The 22870-nt window shown below is 54.1% G+C and carries 21 protein-coding genes and 4 pseudogenes; 10 read left to right on the plus strand and 15 right to left on the minus strand.

The features are described from left to right. Positions 1 to 64: 64 nt before the first annotated feature. Together Q666_RS43495 and Q666_RS66705 are read left to right on the plus strand one after the other, a co-directional pair. Positions 65 to 880 (plus strand): PDR/VanB family oxidoreductase, encoded by an 816-nt coding sequence (locus Q666_RS43495; protein ID WP_200863783.1) that lies wholly within the window; start codon positions 65 to 67, stop codon positions 878 to 880. Between the two features lie 116 nt (positions 881 to 996). Next, positions 997 to 1239, plus strand: a pseudogene (locus Q666_RS66705) (DDE-type integrase/transposase/recombinase); the annotation flags it as partial. Positions 1240 to 1738: 499 nt separating this feature from the next. On the opposite strand, the pseudogene Q666_RS43505 reads toward Q666_RS66705, so the two are convergent. The 12 genes and pseudogenes from Q666_RS43505 to Q666_RS43560 all read right to left on the minus strand — a co-directional run bounded on the left by Q666_RS43505 (position 1739) and on the right by Q666_RS43560 (position 13066). Then, positions 1739 to 2441 (minus strand): annotated as a pseudogene (locus Q666_RS43505) (IS6 family transposase). A 154-nt stretch (positions 2442 to 2595) separates the two neighbouring features. Further along, positions 2596 to 3362: pseudogene (locus Q666_RS43510) on the minus strand (TIGR02186 family protein). Beyond that, positions 3359 to 4291 carry a sulfite exporter TauE/SafE family protein gene (locus tag Q666_RS43515; RefSeq protein ID WP_022999794.1) on the minus strand — a complete coding sequence of 311 codons (933 nt, stop codon included), beginning with the start codon at positions 4289 to 4291 and terminating at the stop codon, positions 3359 to 3361. The pseudogene Q666_RS43510 and the gene Q666_RS43515 overlap by 4 nt, the downstream one beginning before the upstream one ends. 225 nt (positions 4292 to 4516) lie before the next feature. Next, positions 4517 to 5353, minus strand: a complete 837-nt coding sequence (locus tag Q666_RS43520; protein WP_022999795.1) for a fumarylacetoacetate hydrolase family protein — start codon at positions 5351 to 5353, stop codon at positions 4517 to 4519. Then, positions 5350 to 6258: a dihydrodipicolinate synthase family protein gene (locus tag Q666_RS43525; protein ID WP_022999796.1), complete on the minus strand. Its 909-nt coding sequence runs from the start codon at positions 6256 to 6258 to the stop codon at positions 5350 to 5352. The genes Q666_RS43520 and Q666_RS43525 overlap by 4 nt, the downstream gene beginning before the upstream one ends. Next, positions 6255 to 6593, minus strand: a complete 339-nt coding sequence (locus Q666_RS43530) for an L-rhamnose mutarotase (protein WP_022999797.1) — start codon at positions 6591 to 6593, stop codon at positions 6255 to 6257. Before Q666_RS43530 ends, Q666_RS43525 begins: the two co-directional genes overlap by 4 nt. After that, positions 6590 to 7753 carry an enolase C-terminal domain-like protein gene (locus Q666_RS43535; protein ID WP_022999798.1) on the minus strand — a complete coding sequence of 388 codons (1164 nt, stop codon included), beginning with the start codon at positions 7751 to 7753 and terminating at the stop codon, positions 6590 to 6592. The genes Q666_RS43530 and Q666_RS43535 overlap by 4 nt, the downstream gene beginning before the upstream one ends. Further along, on the minus strand, positions 7753 to 8814 hold the full coding sequence (gene ugpC, locus Q666_RS43540; protein ID WP_022999799.1) for a sn-glycerol-3-phosphate ABC transporter ATP-binding protein UgpC: 1062 nt from the start codon (positions 8812 to 8814) through the stop codon (positions 7753 to 7755). The genes Q666_RS43535 and ugpC (Q666_RS43540) overlap by 1 nt, the downstream gene beginning before the upstream one ends. Positions 8815 to 8832: 18 nt before the next feature. After that, the gene (locus Q666_RS43545; protein ID WP_081713224.1) at positions 8833 to 9972 is read right to left on the minus strand and encodes a mandelate racemase/muconate lactonizing enzyme family protein; all 1140 of its coding nucleotides are present in this window, start codon (positions 9970 to 9972) and stop codon (positions 8833 to 8835) included. Further along, positions 9969 to 10826, minus strand: coding sequence for a carbohydrate ABC transporter permease (locus Q666_RS43550; protein WP_022999801.1), 858 nt, complete (start codon positions 10824 to 10826; stop codon positions 9969 to 9971). The genes Q666_RS43545 and Q666_RS43550 overlap by 4 nt, the downstream gene beginning before the upstream one ends. Further along, complete coding sequence (locus tag Q666_RS43555) at positions 10823 to 11707, minus strand: sugar ABC transporter permease (RefSeq protein WP_152533312.1); 885 nt, start codon at positions 11705 to 11707, stop codon at positions 10823 to 10825. The genes Q666_RS43550 and Q666_RS43555 overlap by 4 nt, the downstream gene beginning before the upstream one ends. 42 nt (positions 11708 to 11749) lie before the next feature. Beyond that, positions 11750 to 13066, minus strand: a complete 1317-nt coding sequence (locus Q666_RS43560) for a sugar ABC transporter substrate-binding protein (RefSeq protein WP_081713225.1) — start codon at positions 13064 to 13066, stop codon at positions 11750 to 11752. Between the two features lie 200 nt (positions 13067 to 13266). Between Q666_RS43560 and Q666_RS43565 the strand changes: the two genes are divergently transcribed. The 4 genes from Q666_RS43565 to Q666_RS43580 are packed head-to-tail and all read left to right on the plus strand — an operon-like array spanning position 13267 to position 17004. Further along, complete coding sequence (locus tag Q666_RS43565; RefSeq protein ID WP_081713226.1) at positions 13267 to 14286, plus strand: LacI family DNA-binding transcriptional regulator; 1020 nt, start codon at positions 13267 to 13269, stop codon at positions 14284 to 14286. Further along, complete coding sequence (locus Q666_RS43570) at positions 14283 to 15356, plus strand: Gfo/Idh/MocA family oxidoreductase (RefSeq protein WP_022999805.1); 1074 nt, start codon at positions 14283 to 14285, stop codon at positions 15354 to 15356. The genes Q666_RS43565 and Q666_RS43570 overlap by 4 nt, the downstream gene beginning before the upstream one ends. Beyond that, the gene (locus Q666_RS43575) at positions 15353 to 16093 is read left to right on the plus strand and encodes an SDR family NAD(P)-dependent oxidoreductase (RefSeq protein ID WP_022999806.1); all 741 of its coding nucleotides are present in this window, start codon (positions 15353 to 15355) and stop codon (positions 16091 to 16093) included. The genes Q666_RS43570 and Q666_RS43575 overlap by 4 nt, the downstream gene beginning before the upstream one ends. A 2-nt stretch (positions 16094 to 16095) precedes the next feature. Further along, positions 16096 to 17004 carry an amidohydrolase family protein gene (locus Q666_RS43580; RefSeq protein ID WP_022999807.1) on the plus strand — a complete coding sequence of 303 codons (909 nt, stop codon included), beginning with the start codon at positions 16096 to 16098 and terminating at the stop codon, positions 17002 to 17004. A 127-nt stretch (positions 17005 to 17131) separates the two neighbouring features. Here Q666_RS43580 and Q666_RS66715 read toward each other — a convergent pair. The 3 genes and pseudogenes from Q666_RS66715 to Q666_RS43595 form a co-directional block, all read right to left on the minus strand. Then, positions 17132 to 17824: pseudogene (locus tag Q666_RS66715) on the minus strand (SDR family oxidoreductase). A gap of 29 nt (positions 17825 to 17853) precedes the next feature. Continuing rightward, positions 17854 to 18678 (minus strand): 5-dehydro-4-deoxy-D-glucuronate isomerase, encoded by an 825-nt coding sequence (gene kduI / locus Q666_RS43590; RefSeq protein ID WP_031268913.1) that lies wholly within the window; start codon positions 18676 to 18678, stop codon positions 17854 to 17856. 14 nt (positions 18679 to 18692) lie between these two features. Further along, positions 18693 to 19016: a cupin domain-containing protein gene (locus Q666_RS43595; protein WP_022999812.1), complete on the minus strand. Its 324-nt coding sequence runs from the start codon at positions 19014 to 19016 to the stop codon at positions 18693 to 18695. A gap of 119 nt (positions 19017 to 19135) precedes the next feature. On the opposite strand from Q666_RS43595, the gene Q666_RS43600 reads away from it, so the two are divergent. From Q666_RS43600 to Q666_RS43615, 4 genes are read left to right on the plus strand one after another with little or no spacing between them, the layout of a single operon-like run. Beyond that, positions 19136 to 19825: a GntR family transcriptional regulator gene (locus Q666_RS43600; RefSeq protein WP_022999813.1), complete on the plus strand. Its 690-nt coding sequence runs from the start codon at positions 19136 to 19138 to the stop codon at positions 19823 to 19825. Positions 19826 to 19860: 35 nt separating this feature from the next. After that, positions 19861 to 20967, plus strand: coding sequence for a sn-glycerol-3-phosphate ABC transporter ATP-binding protein UgpC (gene ugpC / locus Q666_RS43605; protein WP_022999814.1), 1107 nt, complete (start codon positions 19861 to 19863; stop codon positions 20965 to 20967). Then, on the plus strand, positions 20964 to 21959 hold the full coding sequence (locus tag Q666_RS43610; RefSeq protein ID WP_022999815.1) for an ABC transporter permease subunit: 996 nt from the start codon (positions 20964 to 20966) through the stop codon (positions 21957 to 21959). The genes ugpC (Q666_RS43605) and Q666_RS43610 overlap by 4 nt, the downstream gene beginning before the upstream one ends. A gap of 10 nt (positions 21960 to 21969) precedes the next feature. Further along, positions 21970 to 22863 carry a carbohydrate ABC transporter permease gene (locus Q666_RS43615; protein ID WP_022999816.1) on the plus strand — a complete coding sequence of 298 codons (894 nt, stop codon included), beginning with the start codon at positions 21970 to 21972 and terminating at the stop codon, positions 22861 to 22863. Positions 22864 to 22870 lie beyond the last annotated feature (7 nt).

Raw genomic sequence — 22870 nt, forward strand, 5'->3', positions numbered from 1 at the left:
TATAAACTTCTTGCACCCACGACGGCCGGAGCTCCCGGCGTGGAGCGCGGGTGCACATGTCGACGTGCATCTGCCAGACGGTTCAGTCCGGCAGTACTCGCTGTGCGGTGACCCGAAGGACAGGTCAGTTTACACGATCGCAGTAAAGCGGGAAGCGGACAGCCGCGGTGGATCGGCATGGCTTCACGACAATGCAGTTGCAGGATTGGGACTTCACGTCTCCGCGCCAAGGAACCATTTCGATTTCGATCCGGAAAGGGGGCGTCACGTTCTCGTCGCAGGTGGGATAGGCATCACGCCGTTCGTGCCGATGGTCCGTCAGCTTGTGGAAACAGGCAAGGACTTTGTTCTCCATTATTGCATGCGAAGCCGGGAAACAGCACCGCTCGTCACGGAACTCGAGGAGATCTGCGGGGCAAAGCTCCGTCGTTGGATTTCAGAGGAGGGGACCCGGCTGGACGTAGCAACGCTCCTTTCTGCTGAAGGGAATTCCGAACTTTATGTCTGCGGTCCACTTAAACTGATTTCGGCCGCCGAGGATGCGGCGCTGCACGCCAACTGGCCGGAAGAACGCCTCCACATGGAACGTTTCACAGCTCTTGAGGACGGCGATTTCCAGCCCGAGCCATTTGACGTCGTAATCGCGTCAACTGGCAAGGAGTTCGAAGTACCGGCGGACAGGAGCCTGCTCTCGGTTCTGAACGAGAACGGTCTTGCTATCCAGTCCACCTGCGAGACCGGTGTCTGCGGCACCTGCGAATGCAAGTATCTCGAGGGAAAGGTTCAGCATCGCGATGTCGTGTTGACACCTCAGAAGCGGAAATCAAAGTTGATGCTTTGTGTCTCTAGGGGAAAAGGAACACTGGTGCTGGATCTCTGATCCGTGAAGCGGGAGAATAATTTTCTCCCACTGAAGTGGTCCACCGTTATGTATAGGAAAACGGAGGGTAATCTCCGGCCATCGTTGGCGCAAGTGACGGCGACCATCTTGCTTTCGATCCGGTGCACGAAGTGACCAATCATTTGCAACAGGGCATTGAGCGCGATCATTTCAGGGCGAAAAAGAACATGCTGAAGGTCGGCGGGTTCCACTCGTTCAACTCAGTCAGAAAATGCGTCGCTGGTTTTGAAGCCATGCTTCGGCTCAAGAAGAGTTTCGGCTTTTCTGGTCAGGGGTGTGTCCGCCAACAAAACGATCTGCTGGCGATGCCCTCGGGGAATGCAAAAGTTAGCGAAAGTTTCGACAGGTCCGTTGATTTCCAGGCAGAACTGAGTCCGTCTACACAGCGAAAATGGTCGAGTTTGTTTGCAAGAAAAAGGCCACTAGGACCTAGGAAATTGCGATTGATGTTTGTGGCGACTCGGGCTGATCCGTGGCTCGAATTTCTTTCAAACGGCCGGACTGTGAACAAACCGGACTTGCTCCGGTCTGTCCATCGTAGTTTCCCTACAGCTGAATTAAACCAAGAGCATTGATTACTTCGTGCTTTGTGGTTTCTGTGCGATCACGTGCACGTCTTGTCCCCCGTCGAATAATCTCCACGACGTGACTTCGATCTTTGGCTAGTTGTTCGCGGCGTTCACGGATCGGGGCGAGAAGCGCCTGCAATTTCTCTTCCAGCCGCTTTTTGATGTTCCCATCACCGAGCCCACCGCGTTGGTAATGGGCTTTGATCTCATCCAGTGGGCTTGTCACGGCAACGTCATTCGAACGTAGCGGGGCAACGAACGTTGGGTTTCAGATGACTTTGGTCACGGCGCTCCATACCGCCATGGCCAGCAGGCGGTGAGTGCGAATGCCCTGCGCGAAACGAGTTGAACGGGGTGAAACGAAATGATTGCGGAGAGCAGAGAAGATTGAGACAAAGCGATGCAAGGCTTCCGGTTGACCGGAAGCCTTGCATCGTTCGTTCCCGTTTTCGCCACCGAACATGGGAACTCTCAGCCCGATTGTTCAATCCCTTGTGCGACCGGTGCTCGACGGTCGGCATCACCTGTCGCCTGGCGGCTCCATAAGAGCGCAGCTTGTCGGTGATCATCCGTTTTGGCGTGATACCCTGTTTCTTCAGAAGCCGGGTCAGTAATCGCCTGGCGGCCTTGGTGTTGCGGCGAGTCTGAACGATTTCATCCAGCACGTATCCGTCCTGATCGACAGCACGCCAGAGCCAGTGTTTCTTTCCGGCAATGACGATGCGCATCTCATCAAGAAACCAGACATCACTGCGGGATGGCTGCTTGCTGCGCAGGCGGCGCGCATAGGCGGGACCGAACTTCTTACCCCAGCGGCGAATCGTTTCGTAGGAAACCGAAATTCCCCGCTCCAACAACATTTCCTCGATCATACGGAGGCTGAGCGGGAACCGAAAATACAGCCAGACAGCGCGCGCGATGATCTCGGGCGGGAAGCGATGGCGTTTGTAATTGGCAGAGGCGGTCTTCATAGCTATCGGTCTATCCCGCAAACATCTGTCCCAACGTTAACGTGATAAGCCCCCCGGAAATGGCCATCGCACGTCTCCAGAACACCGGAAAATCAACGGCGCATCAATACCTCCACATCGGTTCAAGAAAAATTTGCGACAGATCCCAATTGTATTAGTCTCTTCTGAAGATAACGCCTGCGAGCCAGCCAGTGAAAATAGCCAAGATGACGGCAAAGAGGCCATAAGCGACCGAGTGACTCTGTGCGAAGTAGAATGTGATCTGCTCAAGTCCGACCTTGGCTACGACAAATATTTTCTCAGATTGGGAGACAACAAAACCTTCCCGAAATAAAAACTCTTCACCTTGTATTGGCCTACCGGAATGTTTGCTGGTAGCGGAATTTTTGTGCGAAACATCGTTGCAGTCAGAAATTCAACAGATGTTTCCTGTTTTGAATAGAGTGCGGTTTCTTCGCGCAATCGGACAAATTCCTTTCGGAAATGATCTCGATCCGAAAAGGCAACATCGGAGTCGCCCGATACTGGGAGGTTAATATGATTGAGTCCAATACCCAGTTCGCTAAGCGTAACGCGATCCGCCAGAGATTTAATGGGTGCCGTGCTGGCTACGACGTAAAACGAGGGAACGTGCTGGAAACGTTCTGCTTCTCGGTTTACCCATACACCTAGAAATCGACTTTTCCTACGGGTTACTATGTTTTGCGGAGGCCCTTCGACTACAATAGCAACTTCGAATCCGGTCGGATTGTGTTGTATTTTTCGTGCCTGACCGAAGATCACAATCTCCGTTCCGGTAAAGTTGGACTGGATCGAAATGATATCAGCTGAAAGGGCCGTTACTAGGTCACTCTCCTCCTGTGCAGAAACACTGCAACCTGAAAAACACAGAATGCTAAGGGCAAGAAGGCTGCGCTTCATGACGCCCCCACACTCTCGCGAACCGCGATGGAGTAGAAATCTTTCGGTACAAGTAGCAGGTCGACGGCAAAGCGGAGGCCAACCCCGAGAACGAGCAGAGCCAGCAACAGGCGTAGTTGATCGCTGCGAAGGTTCTGCCCCATTCGTGCACCCAACTGCGCGCCAATGACTCCACCGACCATCAAGGTCATGGCCAGAACTATGTCCACGGTTTTGGTTCCGATTGCATGAAAGATCGTGGCCGCTGCCATCGTAAACAAGATCTGGAATAGAGAGGTACCGATGACGATATTTGAGGGAACACGGAGCAGATAGATAAGCGCGGGCACCATCATGAAGCCACCGCCGATACCCAGAATCGTGCCTAGAAAACCGATGATCGCGCCAAGTGCCACAATCGGGAAGAGGCTCACATATAACTTTGAACGGCGAAACCGGACTTTGAGCGGCAGTCCGTGGATCCAGTTATGTTGACCAGATTTGCGCAACTTGGGAGCAACGCCCGATTTGCGCCGGCTTATGGCACGCGCCGATTCAATCAGCATCAAACCGCCAATCACACTAAGGAAAGTTACGTAGGACAAGGAGATGACAAGGTCTAATTGACCGACGGATTGCAGGACATCAAACAGGATCACACCGATAAACGATCCCAATACACCGCCTATTAGGAGAAAAGACGCCAACTTGGGATCAATCGCCTTGCGTCGCCAATATGTCATTACTGCAGAAGAGGACGAAGCGACTACCTGAGTTGTAACCGTAGCAACGGCGATTGCTGGAGGGATTCCTGAAAAAATTAGTAGGGGTGTGAGCAGAAAACCACCGCCAATACCAAATAGACCTGACAGGAAGCCCACAGCACCGCCCATGCCGAAAATAACAAAAATGTTGACCGGAATTTCGGCTATGGGCAGATACAGTTGCACAGAACATCACGCAATTTTGGGTGTAATTGCAAGCAATCGGCAATCAAACCGGTTATTTGCGACTGGTTTCCATTCTCCAGTCGCATCACAAGACTTATTCAAGTCGGTTGCTGCGGATCTCTGGAGATCCACTGCAATAGATGCGTGTATGGCCAATCCATCCGGCAACCGAAGCTGTCACTCTGCAATCAGTTCAAGAAAAGATTTCGTGAGAACCGGACAGCCTCAGCGTACCCTCTGATGTTGTTCGCCAAGTCCCTCGATCCCAAGACGCATTTCGTCGCCCGCTTCGAGAAATCTTGGTGGGTTCATACCCATTCCTACGCCCGGAGGTGTGCCAGTCGAGATGATGTCACCTGGTTGCAGCGACATGTAGCGCGACAGGTATGAGACTACTTTCGCCACACCAAAGATCATCGTTTTGGTTGAACCGTACTGAACACGTTTTCCATTTAGTTCAAGCCACATCGAAAGGTTTGCTGGATCGGGTACTTCATCGGATGTAACCAGCCACGGGCCGGTGGGGCCGAATGTATCGGCAGATTTACCCTTCACCCATTGACCACCATGTTCAAGCTGAAAGGCTCTTTCCGACACATCGTTGATAACGCAATAGCCAGCAACGTGTTGTAATGCTTCGGATTCGGGGATGTTCTTCGCTGGAGAGCCAATCACGACACCCAGTTCAACCTCCCAATCGCCTTTCTTTGCGTTATCTGGTAGCACTACATCGTCATTTGGGCCGCAAATAGCGGAAGTTGCTTTCATGAAAATAACGGGTTCACTCGGCACTTTCATTCCGCTTTCCGCAGCGTGATCGGCATAATTCAGGCCGATACAGATGAATTTTCCTACTTGGCCTACACATGCACCCAACCGCAAATCCGAGGGCAATTTAGGTAACGTATCTGCGTCGATTTCACGTAGACGATCGAGGCTCTCGGGTAAGAGCGCGGCTCCCGCAACGTCGTCGATCACGTCTGAGAGGTCGCAGAGTGTGCCATTTTCTTGGCGTAGGGCTGGGCGTTCCTGCCCAACGGGGCCAACACGGAGAAGTTTCATGCGGTTTCCTTTTGTGGTTCAGAGATTGTCCGGAGTCGAAACAAGAGACGGCTCAATTCCGCTTTAGCTATTTCATCCGGTATGGCCGTCGGGGGGCGCACGACCGCATTGTCGAAAACACCTGCTTGCTTCAGCATTGACTTATGAACGTGATAAAACATGTCGCCGGATTGAGATCCGAGACGGCTGACTGGCAGGATTCGCTGCTCGATGACTTCGGATGCCTCGATAAACTGACCTGCCTCAAGGGCTTTCCAGACTGCCATAAATTCCTTTGCCTGGCTTGCAAATGGCATGGTGCCCCGCGCACCGCGACGGAATTCCTCCACCAAAGTGCCTCCCCCGGCGCCACCGAGAACCGTGAGTTTACCCTCGACGGCCTGCGTCATGGCATGAACCTGCGCAACAGTTGGGTTTGTTTCTACCTTGATCGTGTCGACCAAGGGTACGGCGTTCACAATTCGCAAGGCGAGCGCTGGCGAAATAGGTGCTTGAGGCACATCCTGCAAGATGATTGGAAGTCCGGCAGCCTCGGCAATGCGTGAGAGATGTTCAATCACCGCATCGGGTCCAAGTGAGAAAAAATCTGGTGGCCAGATCATGAGACGATCAGCTCCGGCTTCTGCAGCTTCTGTTGCCAGTTGTACCGCTGGAGCCGTGCCGGGAGCTGAAGTGTTCATGATTACCGGAACCTGCCCTCCGACCAGAGCGGTTACGGCGCTCAGAATCTGTCGGCGTTCGTCAAGCGTAAGCTTGAAGATTTCGCTTCCGATGGCGATTCCGATCCCGTGTACGCCGACGGCCAGAGTTGATTCAACCTCTCGGCGCAGGCTCGTTAAATCGATAGAAAAATCGTCCCGGAACGGCGTCAACAGGATAGGCACAATGCCTTCAATTCCGGTCATGTATCTGCCTCCTTCGCGGCATCTAACACGAAGACCTCGCGCAGTTCAGTGTGAACAGGACGGAAGTCGGCTCCCTCGGTGATCATCAGAGGAGCCATCGCTCGCCACCAACGCACGGTGATTTCGCTCGGTGGAGCCGTAGTGAACTGAAAAGGGCGATCACGTTCCTGGAAGGCGAAAACCGTGCGACCGGAGCGATAGAGAAAGAAACGAACGATGCCGCTATTGAGCATCTGAGTACGCATTTCAGGCCAGATGGTGGCATGGGCGTCGTCATAGGCGGCCTCTGCCCCGTCCCGCAGCTGCATCGTCCAGGCGCGGCGATAAAGAGTCATGCGGCGATCCTGTTGTCATTGATGTAGTCCCAGATAATCTCGTAACCGAGGCCCGGCGCCTGCGGCAACGCGACGAAGCCTTCGGAATCCATTGGATCGCAGTTCCGCGCGAGGTAGGGATGTGGTGCGTCGTAGTCGACGCCTGGTGCGAGCAAGCCCTTCTCATACCATTCACTGGTGTCTTCTGAAGTAGCCCCCATCACTTGCAGGTTTCCCCAGCCTGCCATGTGGATTTCACAGCGTTGGCCGAAGGCTTCGCAGACGACAGCGGTCTTCCGGCAACCGGTAACACCGCCGCGTCGGATGTCCATACGGCTCATGTCGGAAGCGCCCTGAATTATCCACTCTGCACGGGTAAATACGCCGCCTGCCGCAATCTCCGGGGCCAGAATTGGAATCGAAAGTTCTCGACAAAGACGACGGTAACTTTCGACCCGGTACTCGGGCATGGGATGTTCGTACCAGTAAAAATCATTGCGCTCGAGTTCGCGGCCAACTTTGATCGTTTCCTCGATGGTGTGATAGGTGCCCCAAACGTCATACATCAACACCATATCTGGGCCTACTGCCTCGCGTACGAGGTTGATGGTCTCGATGTCGGCGCGAATGTTTGAAGGTCGCCCGTTCGTGGGCTTGCCCGTGTCAGGATTCCAAAAATAGTGCGGATGGATCTTGTATGCTTTGTATCCAGATGCTTGGCAAGTCTGCGCATGGTCGGCATAAGCCTGAGGTTTACCAATGTTCGGATAGGTCGAAGCATACGCTGGAACCTTGTCTCTAGCGCCACCCATGAGTTTGTATACGGGCAACTCCGCAAGCCGACCCGCAAAATCCCAGAGTGCACAATCAATTATGCTCTGCGCCACTTCGGGTATGTTGCGTACCCACATCCATTTCCAGATCAGCTCTCGATCAAGCGGATCCGCACCTAGGATCATGTCTCGCACCTGACCCTCAATCAGGCGCTGTTCATCCGGGTTCATTCCATCCTGATCACCATGTTTGCCACCGCCGAGGAAGTAGCCGGTTACACCTTCACTTGTGTCGATACAGGTAATCGTCTGATGCACTTCAGCTTTAGACCTTAAGCGTGCATGACCGATATCCCATCGGTCGGCATGCGTACGGAATCTGATGACCCTGACATCTGTAATCTTCATTACCGATCACCACCAATGGCTTCTTCAGTATCGGGGTCAAAGCAGTGCAATTTGCCTCCGACGACTGAGAAATGCACCAAATCGCCAGGTGACTGGGTCACACGATCCCGGGTGGTCATGATAATCGAAGCGTCCTGAGTGCGGAGCGTCAATTGGGTCTCAGCTCCCGTTGGCTCTACCAAGGCGACATGCGCTGCAATGCCTTTATCAGACAACCGAACATCTTCCGGTCGGAAGCCTGCAATTACGACCTCTTCGTCCTTTAAGGGCGAAGGCGCCCGCCCAAGAGTTGCACCACTCTCTGTTTCGAGCGCCAAGCCAACAGTTCTGGCCTTAATGAAATTCATTGCTGGTGAGCCGATGAAACCGGCCACAAATACGTTCGCAGGCTTGTCATAGAGCTCAAGTGGGGTTCCCACTTGCTCGACATGGCCACTGCGCATAACCACAATACGGTCGGCCATGGTCATCGCCTCGATTTGATCGTGCGTCACGTAGATCGTTGTGGTTTTCAGGCGCTGGTGCAACTCCTTGATTTCTGAACGCATTTGCACGCGCAGTTTGGCGTCAAGGTTCGAAAGCGGTTCATCAAACAGGAAAACCTTGGGATCGCGCACGATGGCGCGTCCCATGGCCACCCGTTGGCGCTGTCCCCCTGACAATTGGCGTGGATATCTATCAAGCAAGGGGGTTAGATCGAGGATTTCTGCAGCCGTTTTGACCTTGCGTTCGATCTCGTCCTTTGACTTTTTTGCAAGCCTTAGGGAAAACGCCATGTTTTTCGCAACGCTCATATGTGGATAAAGAGCGTAGTTCTGAAAGACCATGGCAATATCGCGTTCTTTGGGAACCAACGAATTGATCACGGTACCATCGATGGCGATATCGCCGCCGCTTATCGTCTCGAGTCCTGCAATTGAGCGCAGCAACGTGGATTTACCGCAGCCGGAAGGGCCGACGAGAACGGTAAATTCCCCATCACGAATATCGAGATTTATGCCGTGAAGAACTTCGAAGGCTCCATAGGATTTGCGTATATTTTTTAGTGCAACCGAACCCATTGGGTATTCCTCCTAGTTCTATTTTTCAGCCGGACCAAAAGCATCCAGCACAAATCGGGGCGGGTTGTTGCCCGCCGGATCGAGGGGAATGGCGAGCTTGCCTTCTGCTATCTTTGGGCGAGGTGCCATCAGGCTGTAGAGGGGTGAAGTGTCACCACGATCCACGCATTCAACGAGAGCATCGGTCTGGCGCGCCGCGGCAAGGGCAAGCGCCCATGGTTGTTCGCAAGTGTTGTGGAGGATCACCGGAACGTCAGCGCTTTGTGCAAGATCCAGAATCCGCAAGGTTTCGGACACCCCCCCGGCCCAAGCGACGTCAGGCTGCAAAACTCCAACGACACCCGTGCGGAGCAGATCGGCGCAATCCGCGTAGGAAAACGCGAAGTTGCCAAGAGCAAGTGCAATATCCGGATCCATTCCGCGACGGATTATTTCCAGCCCGTCGATGTCCTGCGGCGGAATAGGGTCCTCGATCCATGCCACGGGCAAGTCCGAGACTGCGTCGGCGAACCGAAGCGTGTAGTCCGGGTCCCAAGCGAGGAAGGCGTCGATCATAATGGGGACATCCGGCCCAGCCGCTTCGGCAAAGCGGCGCATTAGGGAGACATTGGCAGCAAGTCCCTCTTCGCCGGATTCCGGACCAAAGGGTGCAGCGGCCTTAAGTCCCGGCCAGATGCTCCCAGTGAATGCTTCTGGGCGCGGGGTTGTGACATAGACCGGCAGGCTTTCGACGGAGCTTCCGCCAAGAGCATTCACAAGTGATTGCCGGGTTGCCTTGGTCGTCAAATCCCAGAGCGCAATGTCTATTCCAGCGACCGCCATCATGGCAAAGCCCGAACGGTCATTCGGCAACAGGGCTGCGCGCATCATGGCATTTAATTCCGCTAGATCGCTGATTGGCTCTCCAACGAGAAGATTGGAAAGATGTGAGTTCACGATCAATTCGACGATTTCGCCCCCGTTCGTGCACCCCCAGCCTGTGCATCCGTCTTCGCCAATTACCTGAACGAAGACCTTTTTGGTGGGCCACATCCAGCTTGCCCGTTGTTCAGCAAAGCTCGGAAAGCGGGACATCGGTGAGGCGACGCGACTTGTTTGCAGTTTCTGACTGTTGAATCCACAATCTATGGCCACTGCAGTAATTGCGGTGATCCTCATCCTTTTACCGCTCCTGCCAACAAACCACGCGTGAAGTAGCGTTGGCCGAAAAAGAAGACGAGCATGATTGGCAGGGCTACAATGGTTGCAGCTGCTCCAACATATTGGAACTCCAATGTGAACAGCTCGACAAAGCTAGCCAGACCGATAGTTACGGTCTTGTTTTCGTTGGATTCCAAAAGTATCGAAGCGAATGCAAACTCCGACCAGGCTCCAACGAAATGCCACATGGCTGCCGTTATCAAGGCAGGTGTGGCCAGCGGGAGCACAACAATCACCATGCTCTGCAGTCGGTTAGCGCCATCCATCATGGCGCTTTCCTCCAGTTCCTTGGGTATCTCACGCAAGCTGGACGCAATGATCCAAGTAGCAAACGGCAAGCCAAAGGCTGAGTAGAGCAGCACGAGGCCGACCAAACTGTCTTGCAAGCCGATCATAGACATCAACCGGTAGGTCGGTAGAAGGAGTGCGGCTCCCTGAAACATTCGGCTGATAAGCAATCCTCCGAGGATCAGATCGCGTCCAGGAAAGTGGAGGCGTGCAAATGCGTAGCCCGCGAGCGTGCCGAAGATCAGAACGAGAATCGTGGAACTTATTGCAATGAAAAAGCTGTTCCCGATCAACTGAGGCCAGTCCAGAAGCTGGCCTTTTTGGTGGGTCGGAGAGAACAGAGCCATGTAGGCGTCGAGAGACGGAGATTCCGGCCAAAATGAGATTGGAAGTTGAGCCAGCTCGGCTTGTGTCTTGAATGATGCAAGAAATAGCCAGAAAACCGGAAACAGCACGTATATAGAGATCACGAGACCGACAAGGCTGAGCATGATCCAGTAGAAGGGGCGTGATTTTTCATTCATTTCGAACCCTCCGAAGCCCAGGAGCGGCGATTAACGTAAAGGTAGAGGGCAACAATTGTGGCCAACATCACGAGGTTGATCACAGACATGGCCGAGGCCACGCCCCAATTGAAGAACTCGAAGCTTTGCTGGTAGATGTAGGTCGCCATGATCTGGCTGGCGTTGGCGGGACCACCGCCCGTCATAATCCAGGGGAGGGCGAATTCTGCCGTTATCCAGATCATCGAGATCACTGTCACTGCGGTCAGAGAGAAAGCGATATTAGGGAGGGTTACAAAGCGGAAACGCTCCAGAGCATTTGCACCGTCAATTCGCGCGGCTTCGATCTGATCATCGGGCACCGATCGGATCGCGGCGCAAAGGATTAGTGCAACCAGCGGCATCTTGCGCCAAATCAGGACTACGACGAGCATCCACATCACCAGGTCTGGGTCGCCCATGAAAGAGACAGCCCCTTCAGTAAAACCCCAGGACTGCAGCGTCTGGCCGATGATGCCTACCTGCCCATGCAACATCCATTTCCATGCCATGGCTGTCACAACATCTGGCAAGACCCAGGGCAGCAAAATCAATGCCCGCAGCCAGCCCGTAAGTCGTGAATCAATGGCGAGGAACGTGCCGACCCCCAAGCCAACGGTGACACATAAGAACGTTCCCCCCAGGATCCAGATGACTGTGTTCTTCAGAACAAGCCCGAACACCGGATCCGCGGCTAGCGCCTGGAAATTTCCAAAGGTTCCGAAGCCACGCTCCATGCCCATAACCACCTGGGTTAGACTGAGCGTGGCAACGTTGTAGGTGGGCCCGACAACAAAGGCCACGACGGCGGCAACAACGGGCAATATCAAGGCATATGCCAGAAAACGGTCGCTTCGAAGCAATGTCAGGCCCTCCCTCGTTTCGTTTTTCTAGGATTTTGGCAATTAGCCGCGGATCAGATTGATCTGGCCCTGTGCAGAGGTCGTGGCTTCATCTAGTGCTTCTTGCGGCGTCTTCTGACCAAGAATGGCTTGCTGGATCGCAGTGCCCAATGCGGATTCGATTGCCGATACGCCAATGAAGCGAGGCATCGGTGCGCCTCCTGCGAAAAGAGTGCCAGCGTCATATGCCTTAACCCAGTTTGGCCAAGCCTCCTTCAACTCCGTATTGTCCCATGCAGCTTTGCCAGCAGGGATGCGCGCAATTTCAGGCTGACCACCCCAGATTTCGAGCTGATCGGTCTGGGACCAGAAGTCGACATATTCCAGCGCAGCCTCTGGGTTCTGCGAGCGCGACGAAACCATCAGCATTGCAGTGCCGTCCATGATTGCGTTTACGGGTGCGTAGCTTCCCGAAGGAGTGCCGGGGCGGGGCATCGGTATGCCAGTCCAGCGAATGTCCTCGTTCACACCCCACGGCGTGTTGAGCCAGGATAGACCGATCCACATGGCTGATCGGCCTTGACCGAAAAGTTGCGCCGTGTCGCGGAAGAAAGTCTCTGTCAGTGAAGTAGCGGACGGTGTCGAACCGTCATTGATAAGATCAACGTAGAATTGCAGCGCATCTACTACACCTGGATCGTTCAGCGTAACTTTGCCCGAGTTCTCGTCGAAGATGCGACCGCCATTTGCATACGCGAGGCCTTCAAAGATGTTGATGTCAACGGGTGCTGTAGTGGCAGGAAAGGCGATCCCTGGGCGATCGGGTTTGGTCATCGCCTTGGCGTATTCGCGTACTTCCTCCCAAGTCTCCGGTGGTCTCTCAAAGCCTGCTTCTTCGAGGTCGTCTAGGTTGATGGCAAGAAAGCTTGCCATGTCCACATAGGTGGGGAGGGCATAAAGCTTGCCTTCGTGAACACCCGACTTATATACTTCGGGTACGATCCGGTCCTTCCAGCCAATGATACGGTCGCTGGCAATATCGTCCAGAGGCTGAATCATGCCGAATCCAGCAAATTCCGGAATATCCTGGCCGAAGGCGATGATCACATCGGCGAGACGATTGGTCTGGAAGCCAGCAAGAATCTTTTGCCTGCGGATCTGACCATTAAAATAGGAATAGTTGAGTTTGATGTCTGGGTTGGCCTCTGAGAAGGCTTCATTGCGCTGTGCCCACACCTCGACCTCCTGCGGGGTGCCACCAAACTTCCAGACCGAGATTTCACCGCTTGCAGCACTGGCTTGTGATATTGGCAAAAAGCTAGCAGCGCCCAAGGCGGCGGTGGTGCCAAGGAATCTACGACGGTTGATTGAATTCGACATAACGTCCTCCCTCTTGTGCCATGGATGGCGGTCCGCGAAACGCAGAAAATGACATGATATACGAGTGTCATTCGATGTTGACGGACGTTAATGGCAATGATACTCGTATGTCAATGGTGATTTTGCTCAATGGCAACCGTACCTGATTTTGCCTCATTTGGGCAGGCGGAAGAGCGAGCAGGAGTCGAAAGGGAGCCGGGATGACGGACGAACGCGTTAAAAAGGTGACGCTAAAAGACGTGTCGAGGGCGTCGGGGCTGTCGCTAATTACAGTTTCGCGTGCTCTGCGTCAGCCCGAGACAGTGCATGCTGATACACGCGCAAAAATTCAGCGCACAATAGATGAGATTGGTTATATCCCAAATCTTACCGCTCGATCTCTTGTCTCGCAGCGTTCCGACATGATTGGTGTCGTCGTCCCCATCCTTGCCAGCTCGCTTTTTGCCGATTTTGCACAAGGTGTCAGCCACGTTCTGGAGCCCAGGGGGTTGCAGATGCTACTGGCGGTAAGCGATTGGACGCCAAAGAAAGAAGAGGAAGCCGTGCGCACTTTTGTCGCGCGGCAGGCTGATGCGATCATCGTAACCGGGTTTTCCCACACAGAAACTACGCGAAAGTTGTTGGCCAAGTTCGCCGGCCCCGTTGTGGAGGCTTGGAACTTGCGTGACGAAGCTTTGGGCCATGCAGTGGGCTTTAACAACTACGCCGCCGCTGTCGATATGACGCGATACCTGATTGGGCGTGGTTACGAGAACATAGTTATGGTTGGCGGCGCATCGACGTATAACGACCAGGCTGAAGATCGGGCTCAGGGATTCATTGACGCCATGCGTGGTGCTGGGCGCTGCGTCGACGCGGACACCATCGTGGAGTTCAACAACCCTGCCACGCTTGAAGGCGGGGTAGCGCTGATGTCACAGCTCATGAGACGCAAGAAAAAGCCCGATGCCGTTTTCTTCCTCGCTGAGCTGCCTGCACATGGCGCGATGATGTGGTGCATGTCGAACGGTGTCAGTGTGCCGGGGGATGTGGCCATCGCCGGGTTCGGCGACCTTAGTCTGTCGGCGCTGCTGCCGATCCCATTGACCACAGTTCAAATCAAAGGGCGTGCCATTGGTGAACGATCAGCAGAGCTGGTGATGGCGCGTCTGGACGGTGCAACAGACATAGAGCCGACCCATGATCTCGGATATCAGCTTCAAATCAGGGAAAGTACATGACGTACAAAAAAGGGGCCATAAAAGCAGCGATCATTGGTGCCGGGCATTTCGCCTATCGCATGCATATCCCGGTTCTGGCTGCGCGCCATGAAGTGGTGCTTGATTCTGTTTGTCGGCTTGGTCGTGAGGAATTGGATCTGATCGCTACGGAGTTCGGCTTTGCATTTGCAACCGAAGACTGGCGCGAAGTTCTGGACCGCGAGATCGATGTCGCCGTCATTTCATCGCCGCACAACCTTCACTTTGGGCAGGCCAAGGCGTTTCTGGAAAAGGGCTGTCACGTTTTGGTGGAAAAGCCCATGTGCCTTGATCCTGCGGAAGCTTGGGACCTTGTTCGAACCGCCAAGGCTGCTGAACGCGAACTGTTGGTTGCCTATGGCTGGAACTATAAGCCCGGCCTGGATGAAATGCGAGAGATGATCGCAGAAATCGGCGAGATCGAGCATGTCGTTTGTCACATGGCTTCCTTCACACGTAGTATTTTCTCCGGTGGTACATTGGTGAATTGGGGGCACATAGCTATCCAGCCCGAGCGCAGTACCTGGGAGGCCCCGGACCAAGGCGGAGGCTATGCATATGGCCAGCTGTCACATGCGCTTGGTCTATTGTTCTGGTTGACTGATTTGCGGTGTGCTTCGGTCTCTTCGATGTTGTTTGAGGCCCCGTCGACCATCGATTTGCACGATGCGGCGGCTGTCCGCTTTCAAAATGGCGCCACTGGAATCTTCTCGGGCAGTTGCGGTGTACCGCAGGGCCATGGATTTGAAGTCGATTTGCGAATTTACGGAAGCCGTGGCTCGGTTCTGCTGGATATTGAGACAGAGCGATTGGTGCTTAAGTTGCCAGACGGCAAAACCCAGATAGCGCAAGTTCCATCAGGCGCGTGGAAGTACAGTTGCGAAGGTCCCGCCGACAGGTTGGTTGATATCGCACTGGGGCAAGGCCGCAACGAGAGTCCAGGTCACGTCGGCGCGCGCGCGGTTGAGACCCTTCACGCGATTGTCCGGTCCGGCAAGTCGGGCAACTCGGAACAAATTATCACATCCTTCGAAAAGGCAGCCGCAGAATGAAACAGTTTGAAAACCAGACCGCCATTGTGACTGGCGGAGCTCAAGGTATTGGCCGAGCCGTAGCAAATCGTCTCGCCGCCGATGGAGCAAGGATAGTGATTTGGGATAGGGACAAGACGCTTGCTGAAGCTGCTGCAGAGGAAATTGGCGGCGATGCCTTTGCTTGTGAAGTAGATGTTGCGGATTGGGCAAGCGTTGAAACGGCCATGAGGGCAACTCTCGTGGCAGCTAGTCGTGTCGATATTCTTGTGAACTCTGCAGGAATTGCAGGATCAAACGGTCCGTTGGCCGACTATCCGGTCGAGGAATTCCGTACCATCACCGAAATCAACCTGTTGGGCACCTTTCATTCAAACCGGGCAGTCATACTCTCAATGACTGAACAAGGATATGGACGCATCGTCAATATCGCTTCGGTCGCGGGCAAGGAAGGGAACCCAAATGCCAGTGCCTATTCTGCATCAAAGGCAGGTGTGATCGGCCTGACCAAATCGCTCGGCAAGGAACTTGCAAATATGGACATCGCTGTTAATTGCGTCACACCCGCAGCCGCACGAACCAGGATCTTCGACCAGATGAAGCAGGAACACATAGACTACATGCTTTCGAAAATTCCGCGCGGTCGGTTCCTCGAACTCGACGAGGCGGCCGCGATGATCGCATGGCTCTGTTCGAAGGAAAACAGTTTCACCACCGCTGCAACTTTTGATCTTTCTGGCGGTCGGGCAACTTATTAATCATGTTGCGGCTGCTGGACGGAATCGCACTTGTCGACGGGCATCATCACTTTTGGAAACTTGCGAAGTTTCCATATCGTTGGCTTTCACCAGATGCAGCTCCGGCTCGGTTTGGCGACAAATCAAGTATCTGCCAAGACTTCCTGCCTTCGGATTACTTGGCTGAGTTCTCAGGGCTGCCTCTTACGGCGAGCGTCCACGTTCAGGCTAATTGTGGTGCGGAGGATCCAGCGGAGGAAACGCGTTGGATCCAGGGCCTATCAGACGCTACTGGTTGGCCGAGCGCCATCGTTGCCGAAGTTGACCTTAGCCAATTGGATGCTTCAGATCGGATCGGCGCGCATTTGGAAGCACCCGCCCTACGCGGAATTCGCACACCCGTTGCCTGGGATAAGGGGGGGAGATGGCGCATCGCGAAGAAATCCGGGGTAATGACTGATGATCGCTTTCGCAAGAATTTGATCGCATTGGAGAAAAGCAATCTATGCCTCGAATTGGTTGTGGTACCCGAACAGCTTGGCGAGGTCTTGGAATTAGCTCGAGCGCATCCCAACTTGACCATCGTCATCAATCATTTTGCAACTTTGGAGCCTGAACAACCAAACAACCTTCAAGACTGGTATCAAGGCGTAGCGGGATTGATCGAGGCGGAAAATGTTGTCGTCAAACTTTCCGGCCTTTGGACCGTTCACAGGAGTTGGCAGGCATCGGCTCTGCGCCCACATGTGACCCATTTGCTGTCCTGTGTCGGTCCGGACCGGGTGCTTTATGGCTCAAACCTTCCAGTTGAAGGTGTCAACTGTTCGCTCATTCGCCAGTTCGAACAACTAACTTTAGCGCTGCACGATCAATCGAAAGCGACACTTCGCGCCATTTTTTCAGATACTGCACGAAGGGTTTACCGACTCTAGAGCATTAAAAAGTTATCATGCAGAATTCAACATTTCGACGCATCGGTGGCGTGAAATACCGGTCATCGGTAGTCATTTAATGTACTTGAATTTTATCCGGCCTACGGTTGATATTTTTTTATTAAGATCAGAGCGCCATCCAGCCTCCAACAACGTTGAATATCGCACCATGGATGTAGTCAGACGCGCGAACAGCTAAAATACAGCCGTGCCGGCAATGTCGTCAGGATCGCCCCAGCGCCCAGCCGGGACACGCTCCAGAATTGCCCGATTGCGGGCTTCGTCCTCACGAAGGGCCTTGGTGTAGTTGGTTGAGATGTAACCTGGAGCTATGGCGTTGAAGTTGATATTCTTATCGGCCAATTCGTTCGCCAGCGCCTTTGTCAGACCAGCGACGCCATGTTTCGATGCCGCAAGGTGGGAACCCGTATTCCACCCAGAAAACTTAGCAGGGAAGCGATATTGATAATCTTGCCGGCGCTAGAGCGTGCAAAGACGGACCTCGCGAAAGCCTGGCAGGTGAAAAACAAGGCTTTCAGGTTGACATCCATGACCGTACCAAGGCGCTTTCTGTGAAATCGATGGCATCGTCCCGCGAGATAATGCCAGCGTTGTTCACCAGAAAGTCGAACGGCCAATCCTTAAAGACGTCCTTTGCGATTATTGGATCGGAAAAGTCGATATGCAGGCTCTAGGCGTTTTCCAAGTGCGAAGCCGTCTCGGCACAGTCCGAGCGGCCTGCACAGGTAATATGCGCCCCGGCATCCCCGAGGACAATGGCAATCGCCTTGCCGATGCCGATATCTATACCGGTCACCATAGCGGTCTTTCCATTGAGTGAGAAAGAAATCACTTCAGGTCCTCCATTGCGACCATATCCATGTCTGCGAAAGACATATTGTCGCCGGCCATGACCCAGCAGAATGTGTAAGATCCCGTGCCTGCGCCCGAGTGGATTGACCACGGCGGCGAAATGGTAATTTCTTCATTGGCGACAACAAGGTGGCGGGTTTCGTGCGGCTGACCCATGAAATGGAAGACGCGCTGGCCCTCAGCAACATCAAAATAGAGATAGGCCTCCATGCGCCGGTCGTGCAAATGCGCGGGCATCGTGTTCCAGACGGAACCATTGTGAAGCTTGGTGTAGCCCATCATCAGCTGACAGCTCTTCACGCCGTCCGGGTGAATGCTCTGGCAGATTGACCGGTCATTTGAGGTCTCGGGAGAGCCCAGTTTGACCTGGTTTGCATCTTCGGGGCGGATCAGCGTGGCAGGATAAGGCTGGTGAGCTGGCGCCGAGGCGAGATAAAAACGCCCGTTGCCCGAGAACGTCACAGGACCAGACGCCATGGGCAGATAGAGCATATCGCCCTTGTTCAGATCCCAGCTGTTGCCGCCAGCCGAGATGCTGCCTTTGTCGCCAATATTGAGAATGCCCAATTCGCGGCGTTCCAGAAAGGTTGGCGTACCGCATTCGGCGACCTCATCCAGAACGAGCTCTCCTCCTGCCGGCACGACACCGCCAACGATCAATCGGTCATAATGCGTGTAGGTCAGACGGATCTCGCCGTCGCAAAAGGTGTCTTCGATCAGAAAGCTCCGGCGAAGCCCCATAGTGTCGAGACCCTTGGCAGCCTCGGGGTCAATGGCATAAAGCGTTTTGACTGTCAGCATGTCTTTCATTCCCTTCAAAGAAAATCGTCGCGTCTTGGGGTGAAGCTGTCGATAAGTGAACCGGGCTCAAGGCAGACACAGCCATGTTCCGCGTTGGCGGGAATGACAAAGCAGTCACCCGCAACGATCCTTCTCGTTTTTTTTGCCAGTGTGAAATCGAAAACTCCGGACTTCTCATAGGTTGACTGGGTGTGCGGATGACTATGCGCGGACCCGATCCCACCCTCTCTGAAACGGAACTCCACGACCATCAGGTCCGGGTTTTCCGCCAGAACGCGACGCTCCACGTTCTGTCCGCAGTCAATCCAGAGGTCTGTTACCTCATTTGATTCATTCATCTTTTCACTCCGATGAAGGTTCTGTTCCGTGCCGGGTCGACTTTTCTATTGACCAGCGCCTGCTAATTGACATAGTAATTTTCAAACTGATACGTCAATCTAATAATTAGTATGTCAAAATGAAAACTGGAACATCAAACAGCCAATCGGATATCCCTGTCAGCCAACGGGTCTACGATCAGATCCGGGAGAGCATCATTTCGCTGAATTGGGACCCGGGGCAGCGGGTATCTGAAAAAGACGTGTCTGCGATGCTTGGCGTTTCGAAAACTCCGGTGCGCGAAGCCTTCATTCGCTTGTCTGAAGAAGGATTGATGGAAATCCGCCCCCAGAGCGGAAGTTACGTTTCAAGGATCAGTTTCGAGCGTGTTTACGAGAGCCTGATGCTACGCCGGGCGCTGGAAATGAGTGTCGCTGCCGAGGCTGCGGAACAAAGATCGGTCCTCGATCTGGTCAATCTACAGGAACTGATTGAGTGCCAGGTTGAAGCCGCTGGGCGCGGCGATGCAGCCGCGTTTTTCGATCTGGATCGCGAATTTCACAGGCTCTTGGCCGAGATCGCCAAGATGCCGTCCGCGATCCGCATGATCCGGATGCTGCGCGGCACTGTCGACCGTGTTCAACGGCTCCGAATTTCACGTGGTGAAAGCCGACATGCGCAAGTAGTCGAAGCGCACCGGGCAATTGTTGCGGCGATCAAGGAACGGGACAGGACTGCCGCATCCGCAGCCATGGACGCTCACCTGAACTGCGTGGAGCTGTTTGCCCAAATCATCAAGAGCCCGGAAGTCAGGGAGCATGTGGCATAGCCGGCTCTTTGAGGTACTTCGTGGGAGGAAAAACAATGACAAACGTCGTCCTGGAAAAAGTCGTCAAGCGGTACGGGGCACTAGAAGTTGTTCACGGTGTGGACCTTGAGGTCAAAGCCGGCGAATTCGTGGTTCTGGTCGGTCCGTCAGGCTGCGGCAAATCAACGATCCTGAGAATGATCGCCGGCCTTGAAGAAATCTCGGGAGGCCGTGTCTCAATTGGCAGCCGGGTTGTGAACCGGGTAGCTCCCAAGGACCGGGATGTCGCCATGGTCTTCCAGAATTATGCACTCTATCCGCATCTGACAGTGGAGCAGAATATCGGCTTCGGCTTGCGGCTCCGTGGTTTCGCCAAGCAGGAACGGCAGAAACGGGTTCACGAAGCAGCTGAGATTCTCGGCCTTACCGAATATCTTGGGCGCCGACCCGTGGATCTATCCGGCGGGCAGCGGCAACGCGTGGCAATGGGGCGTGCCATCGTCCGTGACCCGGCTGTCTTTCTGTTTGATGAACCGCTGTCCAACCTCGATGCAAAACTGCGCAACAAGATGCGCGCCGAAATCAAGCGGCTGCATGCACGCCTTGGCACGACCTCGATTTACGTGACCCATGACCAGGTTGAGGCAATGACCCTGGCGGATAGGATCGCCATCCTGCGCGATGGCAATGTTGAACAGGTGGACACCCCGATAGAAATATTCACCAAGCCGTCGAATGCATTTGTTGCCGGCTTTATGGGATCTCCACCGATGAACCTGGTGCCGGCCGAAGTTGTCGGGCAGGAACGGCATCAGGCGCTGAGACTGGCGGATGGCACGACTATCGAATTACCGGGTCTGGATTTCCTGGGAACCATTGAAGGCACTGAAATCCAACTCGGCCTGCGGCCGGAGTGCATTCGAATTGCGGATCAGAACCCCGACACGCGTCCCGTCGCACAAGTGCGTGTAGATCTCGTTGAGCCGCTTGGGATGGAGAGCCTTGTTCACGCGACACTTGGGAACACTGAGATCGTCATCAAAGCTCCAGGCGTAGCGCGCATCGGCGAGGGGAGCTGGGTCGATATCGAGTTGGATGCGGAGCACTGCCACCTCTTCACCGGCAATACGGGCGCAAGGATCAATCTTGCGAAAGCGGCATGATCGTCATGGAACCGGTCAAGAGCACGCGCGCGTTGACGCCGACAGTGACACCTCCTTCAGAAGTGGATCTGCCCGAGCTGACACTCAGGGAGCGCTTTGTCGCGAATATCAAGCGGAACTGGCAGATCTACCTGATGCTTGCGCCAATGGTGATTTACTTTCTGGTGTTTGCCTATCGCCCCATGCTGGGTCTCGTGATCGCGTTCAAGGATTTTTCCCTGTTCAAGGGTATCTGGGGCAGTCCTTGGGTCGGGCTGGAACACTTCCAAACATTGTTCGGAGACCCTTATTTCTGGCGAGCTGTCAAGAACACTGTCATCATTTCCGGCCTGAGTTTGCTCTTCGCCTTTCCTGCACCGATCATCCTGGCGCTGATGTTCAATGAGTTGCGCCATCAGGGGTTCAAGCGTTCAGCTCAGACCATCGCCTATTTGCCGCACTTCATTTCCATCGTGATTGTTGCCGGCATCGTCGTGAATATTTTCGCGCCATCCGGGATCGTGAACCTGATCCTTACCAAACTGGGGGCCGAGGAGACCACATATTTCCTGACGAGACCCGAATGGTTCCGTCCGATATTCATCGGATCCAATATCTGGAAGGAAGCCGGGTTCGAGTCCATCATCTACCTCGCGGCAATTGCTGGCGTCAGTCCGTCGCTCTATGAGAGCGCCAAGGTGGACGGCGCTACCCGTTTTCAGATGATGTACCTGATCACGCTTCCCTGCATCCTGCCGACAATTCTGATCATGCTGATTATTCGCATCGGCAACCTTCTTGAGGTCAGCTTCGAATACGTCATCCTTCTTTATCAGCCGGCGACCTACGAGACGGCGGATGTAATCACGACCTGGATCTACAGGCAGGGTCTTCAGAACAACAATTACGACTTGGCGACTGCGGCCGGTGTCTTCAACGCGGTCGTTGCTTTTGCTCTGGTGATCACTGCAAACCGTCTGTCGAAGCGCCTCTCCAAGACATCGCTGTGGTGAGGATATCCTGATGAGCACACATACTGGAACCATCGACCTCTATAGCCGCGGCGACAAGATCTTCGGATGGGCGGTCACCATTCTGCTCACGCTTTTCGTAGCCTCGACGCTTTATCCCTTTATCTACGTTTTGTCTGCGTCGATGTCTTCAGGAGCGGCGGTTGCGCGTGGAGACGTCATCCTTCTACCGAAGGAAATCACTCTGGATGCCTTTTTTCACGTCATGGCGGACAGGCAGTTCTGGATCGCCTACGCGAACACGTTCTTCTACACGGTCGTCGGAACTCTGACATCGGTGGCCTTCATCATCCCAGGAGCCTACGCACTCAGCCGGCCGCAGCTGCCCTTCCGGTCAGGCTTCAACCTGTTTGTCGCTTTCACGTTATGGTTTCACGCAGGCATGATCCCGGTGTTTCTGAACATTCGTGACCTAGGCATCCTGGACACGCGGTTTGCGATCATCATTGCCTTTGCCGTCAATGCCTTCAACGCAATCCTGATGCGTAACTTCTTTGAGAGCGTCCCCCGGTCGTTTGAGGAAGCCGCCCGCATGGATGGAGCGAATGACTTCCAGATTCTCTGGCAGGTCTACATTCCGTTGTCCAAGCCGGCGATCATCACTGTTGCCTTGTTCTGCGCCGTCTTCCGCTGGAACGGTTACTTCTGGGCGATGGTCATCTTGCGAGACCAGGACAAGCTTCCGTTGCAGGTCTACCTCAAGGAAACCATTGTCGAACTCAATATGAGTGACGAATTCGCGACGGATTTGTTGTCTTCCAGCTACTCATTCGAAACCGTCATAGCCGCCACCATCGTTCTTTCCATCATCCCGGTCATCATCGTTTACCCCTATATCCAAAAATACTTCCAGAAGGGGGTGATGCTGGGTGGAGTGAAAGAATAACCGCAGA

Origin of the sequence: Labrenzia sp. C1B70, assembly GCF_000475395.1 — a bacterium.
Classification (GTDB): domain Bacteria; phylum Pseudomonadota; class Alphaproteobacteria; order Rhizobiales; family Stappiaceae; genus Roseibium; species Roseibium algicola.

Bases quoted from the DNA above. Each gene is read 5' to 3' on its own strand.
- Q666_RS43520 (WP_022999795.1), bottom strand. From the start codon at position 5,353: ATGAAACTTCTCCGTGTTGGCCCCGTTGGGCAGGAACGCCCAGCCCTA.
- Q666_RS43525 (WP_022999796.1), bottom strand. From the start codon at position 6,258: ATGACCGGAATTGAAGGCATTGTGCCTATCCTGTTGACGCCGTTCCGG.
- Q666_RS43530 (WP_022999797.1), bottom strand. From the start codon at position 6,593: ATGACTCTTTATCGCCGCGCCTGGACGATGCAGCTGCGGGACGGGGCA.
- Q666_RS43535 (WP_022999798.1), bottom strand. From the start codon at position 7,753: ATGAAGATTACAGATGTCAGGGTCATCAGATTCCGTACGCATGCCGAC.
- ugpC (WP_022999799.1), bottom strand. From the start codon at position 8,814: ATGGGTTCGGTTGCACTAAAAAATATACGCAAATCCTATGGAGCCTTC.
- Q666_RS43545 (WP_081713224.1), bottom strand. From the start codon at position 9,972: ATGAGGATCACCGCAATTACTGCAGTGGCCATAGATTGTGGATTCAAC.
- Q666_RS43550 (WP_022999801.1), bottom strand. From the start codon at position 10,826: ATGAATGAAAAATCACGCCCCTTCTACTGGATCATGCTCAGCCTTGTC.
- Q666_RS43560 (WP_081713225.1), bottom strand. From the start codon at position 13,066: ATGTCGAATTCAATCAACCGTCGTAGATTCCTTGGCACCACCGCCGCC.
- Q666_RS43565 (WP_081713226.1), top strand. From the start codon at position 13,267: ATGACGGACGAACGCGTTAAAAAGGTGACGCTAAAAGACGTGTCGAGG.
- Q666_RS43570 (WP_022999805.1), top strand. From the start codon at position 14,283: ATGACGTACAAAAAAGGGGCCATAAAAGCAGCGATCATTGGTGCCGGG.
- Q666_RS43575 (WP_022999806.1), top strand. From the start codon at position 15,353: ATGAAACAGTTTGAAAACCAGACCGCCATTGTGACTGGCGGAGCTCAA.
- Q666_RS43580 (WP_022999807.1), top strand. From the start codon at position 16,096: ATGTTGCGGCTGCTGGACGGAATCGCACTTGTCGACGGGCATCATCAC.
- kduI (WP_031268913.1), bottom strand. From the start codon at position 18,678: ATGCTGACAGTCAAAACGCTTTATGCCATTGACCCCGAGGCTGCCAAG.
- Q666_RS43595 (WP_022999812.1), bottom strand. From the start codon at position 19,016: ATGAATGAATCAAATGAGGTAACAGACCTCTGGATTGACTGCGGACAG.
- Q666_RS43600 (WP_022999813.1), top strand. From the start codon at position 19,136: ATGAAAACTGGAACATCAAACAGCCAATCGGATATCCCTGTCAGCCAA.
- ugpC (WP_022999814.1), top strand. From the start codon at position 19,861: ATGACAAACGTCGTCCTGGAAAAAGTCGTCAAGCGGTACGGGGCACTA.
- Q666_RS43610 (WP_022999815.1), top strand. From the start codon at position 20,964: ATGATCGTCATGGAACCGGTCAAGAGCACGCGCGCGTTGACGCCGACA.
- Q666_RS43615 (WP_022999816.1), top strand. From the start codon at position 21,970: ATGAGCACACATACTGGAACCATCGACCTCTATAGCCGCGGCGACAAG.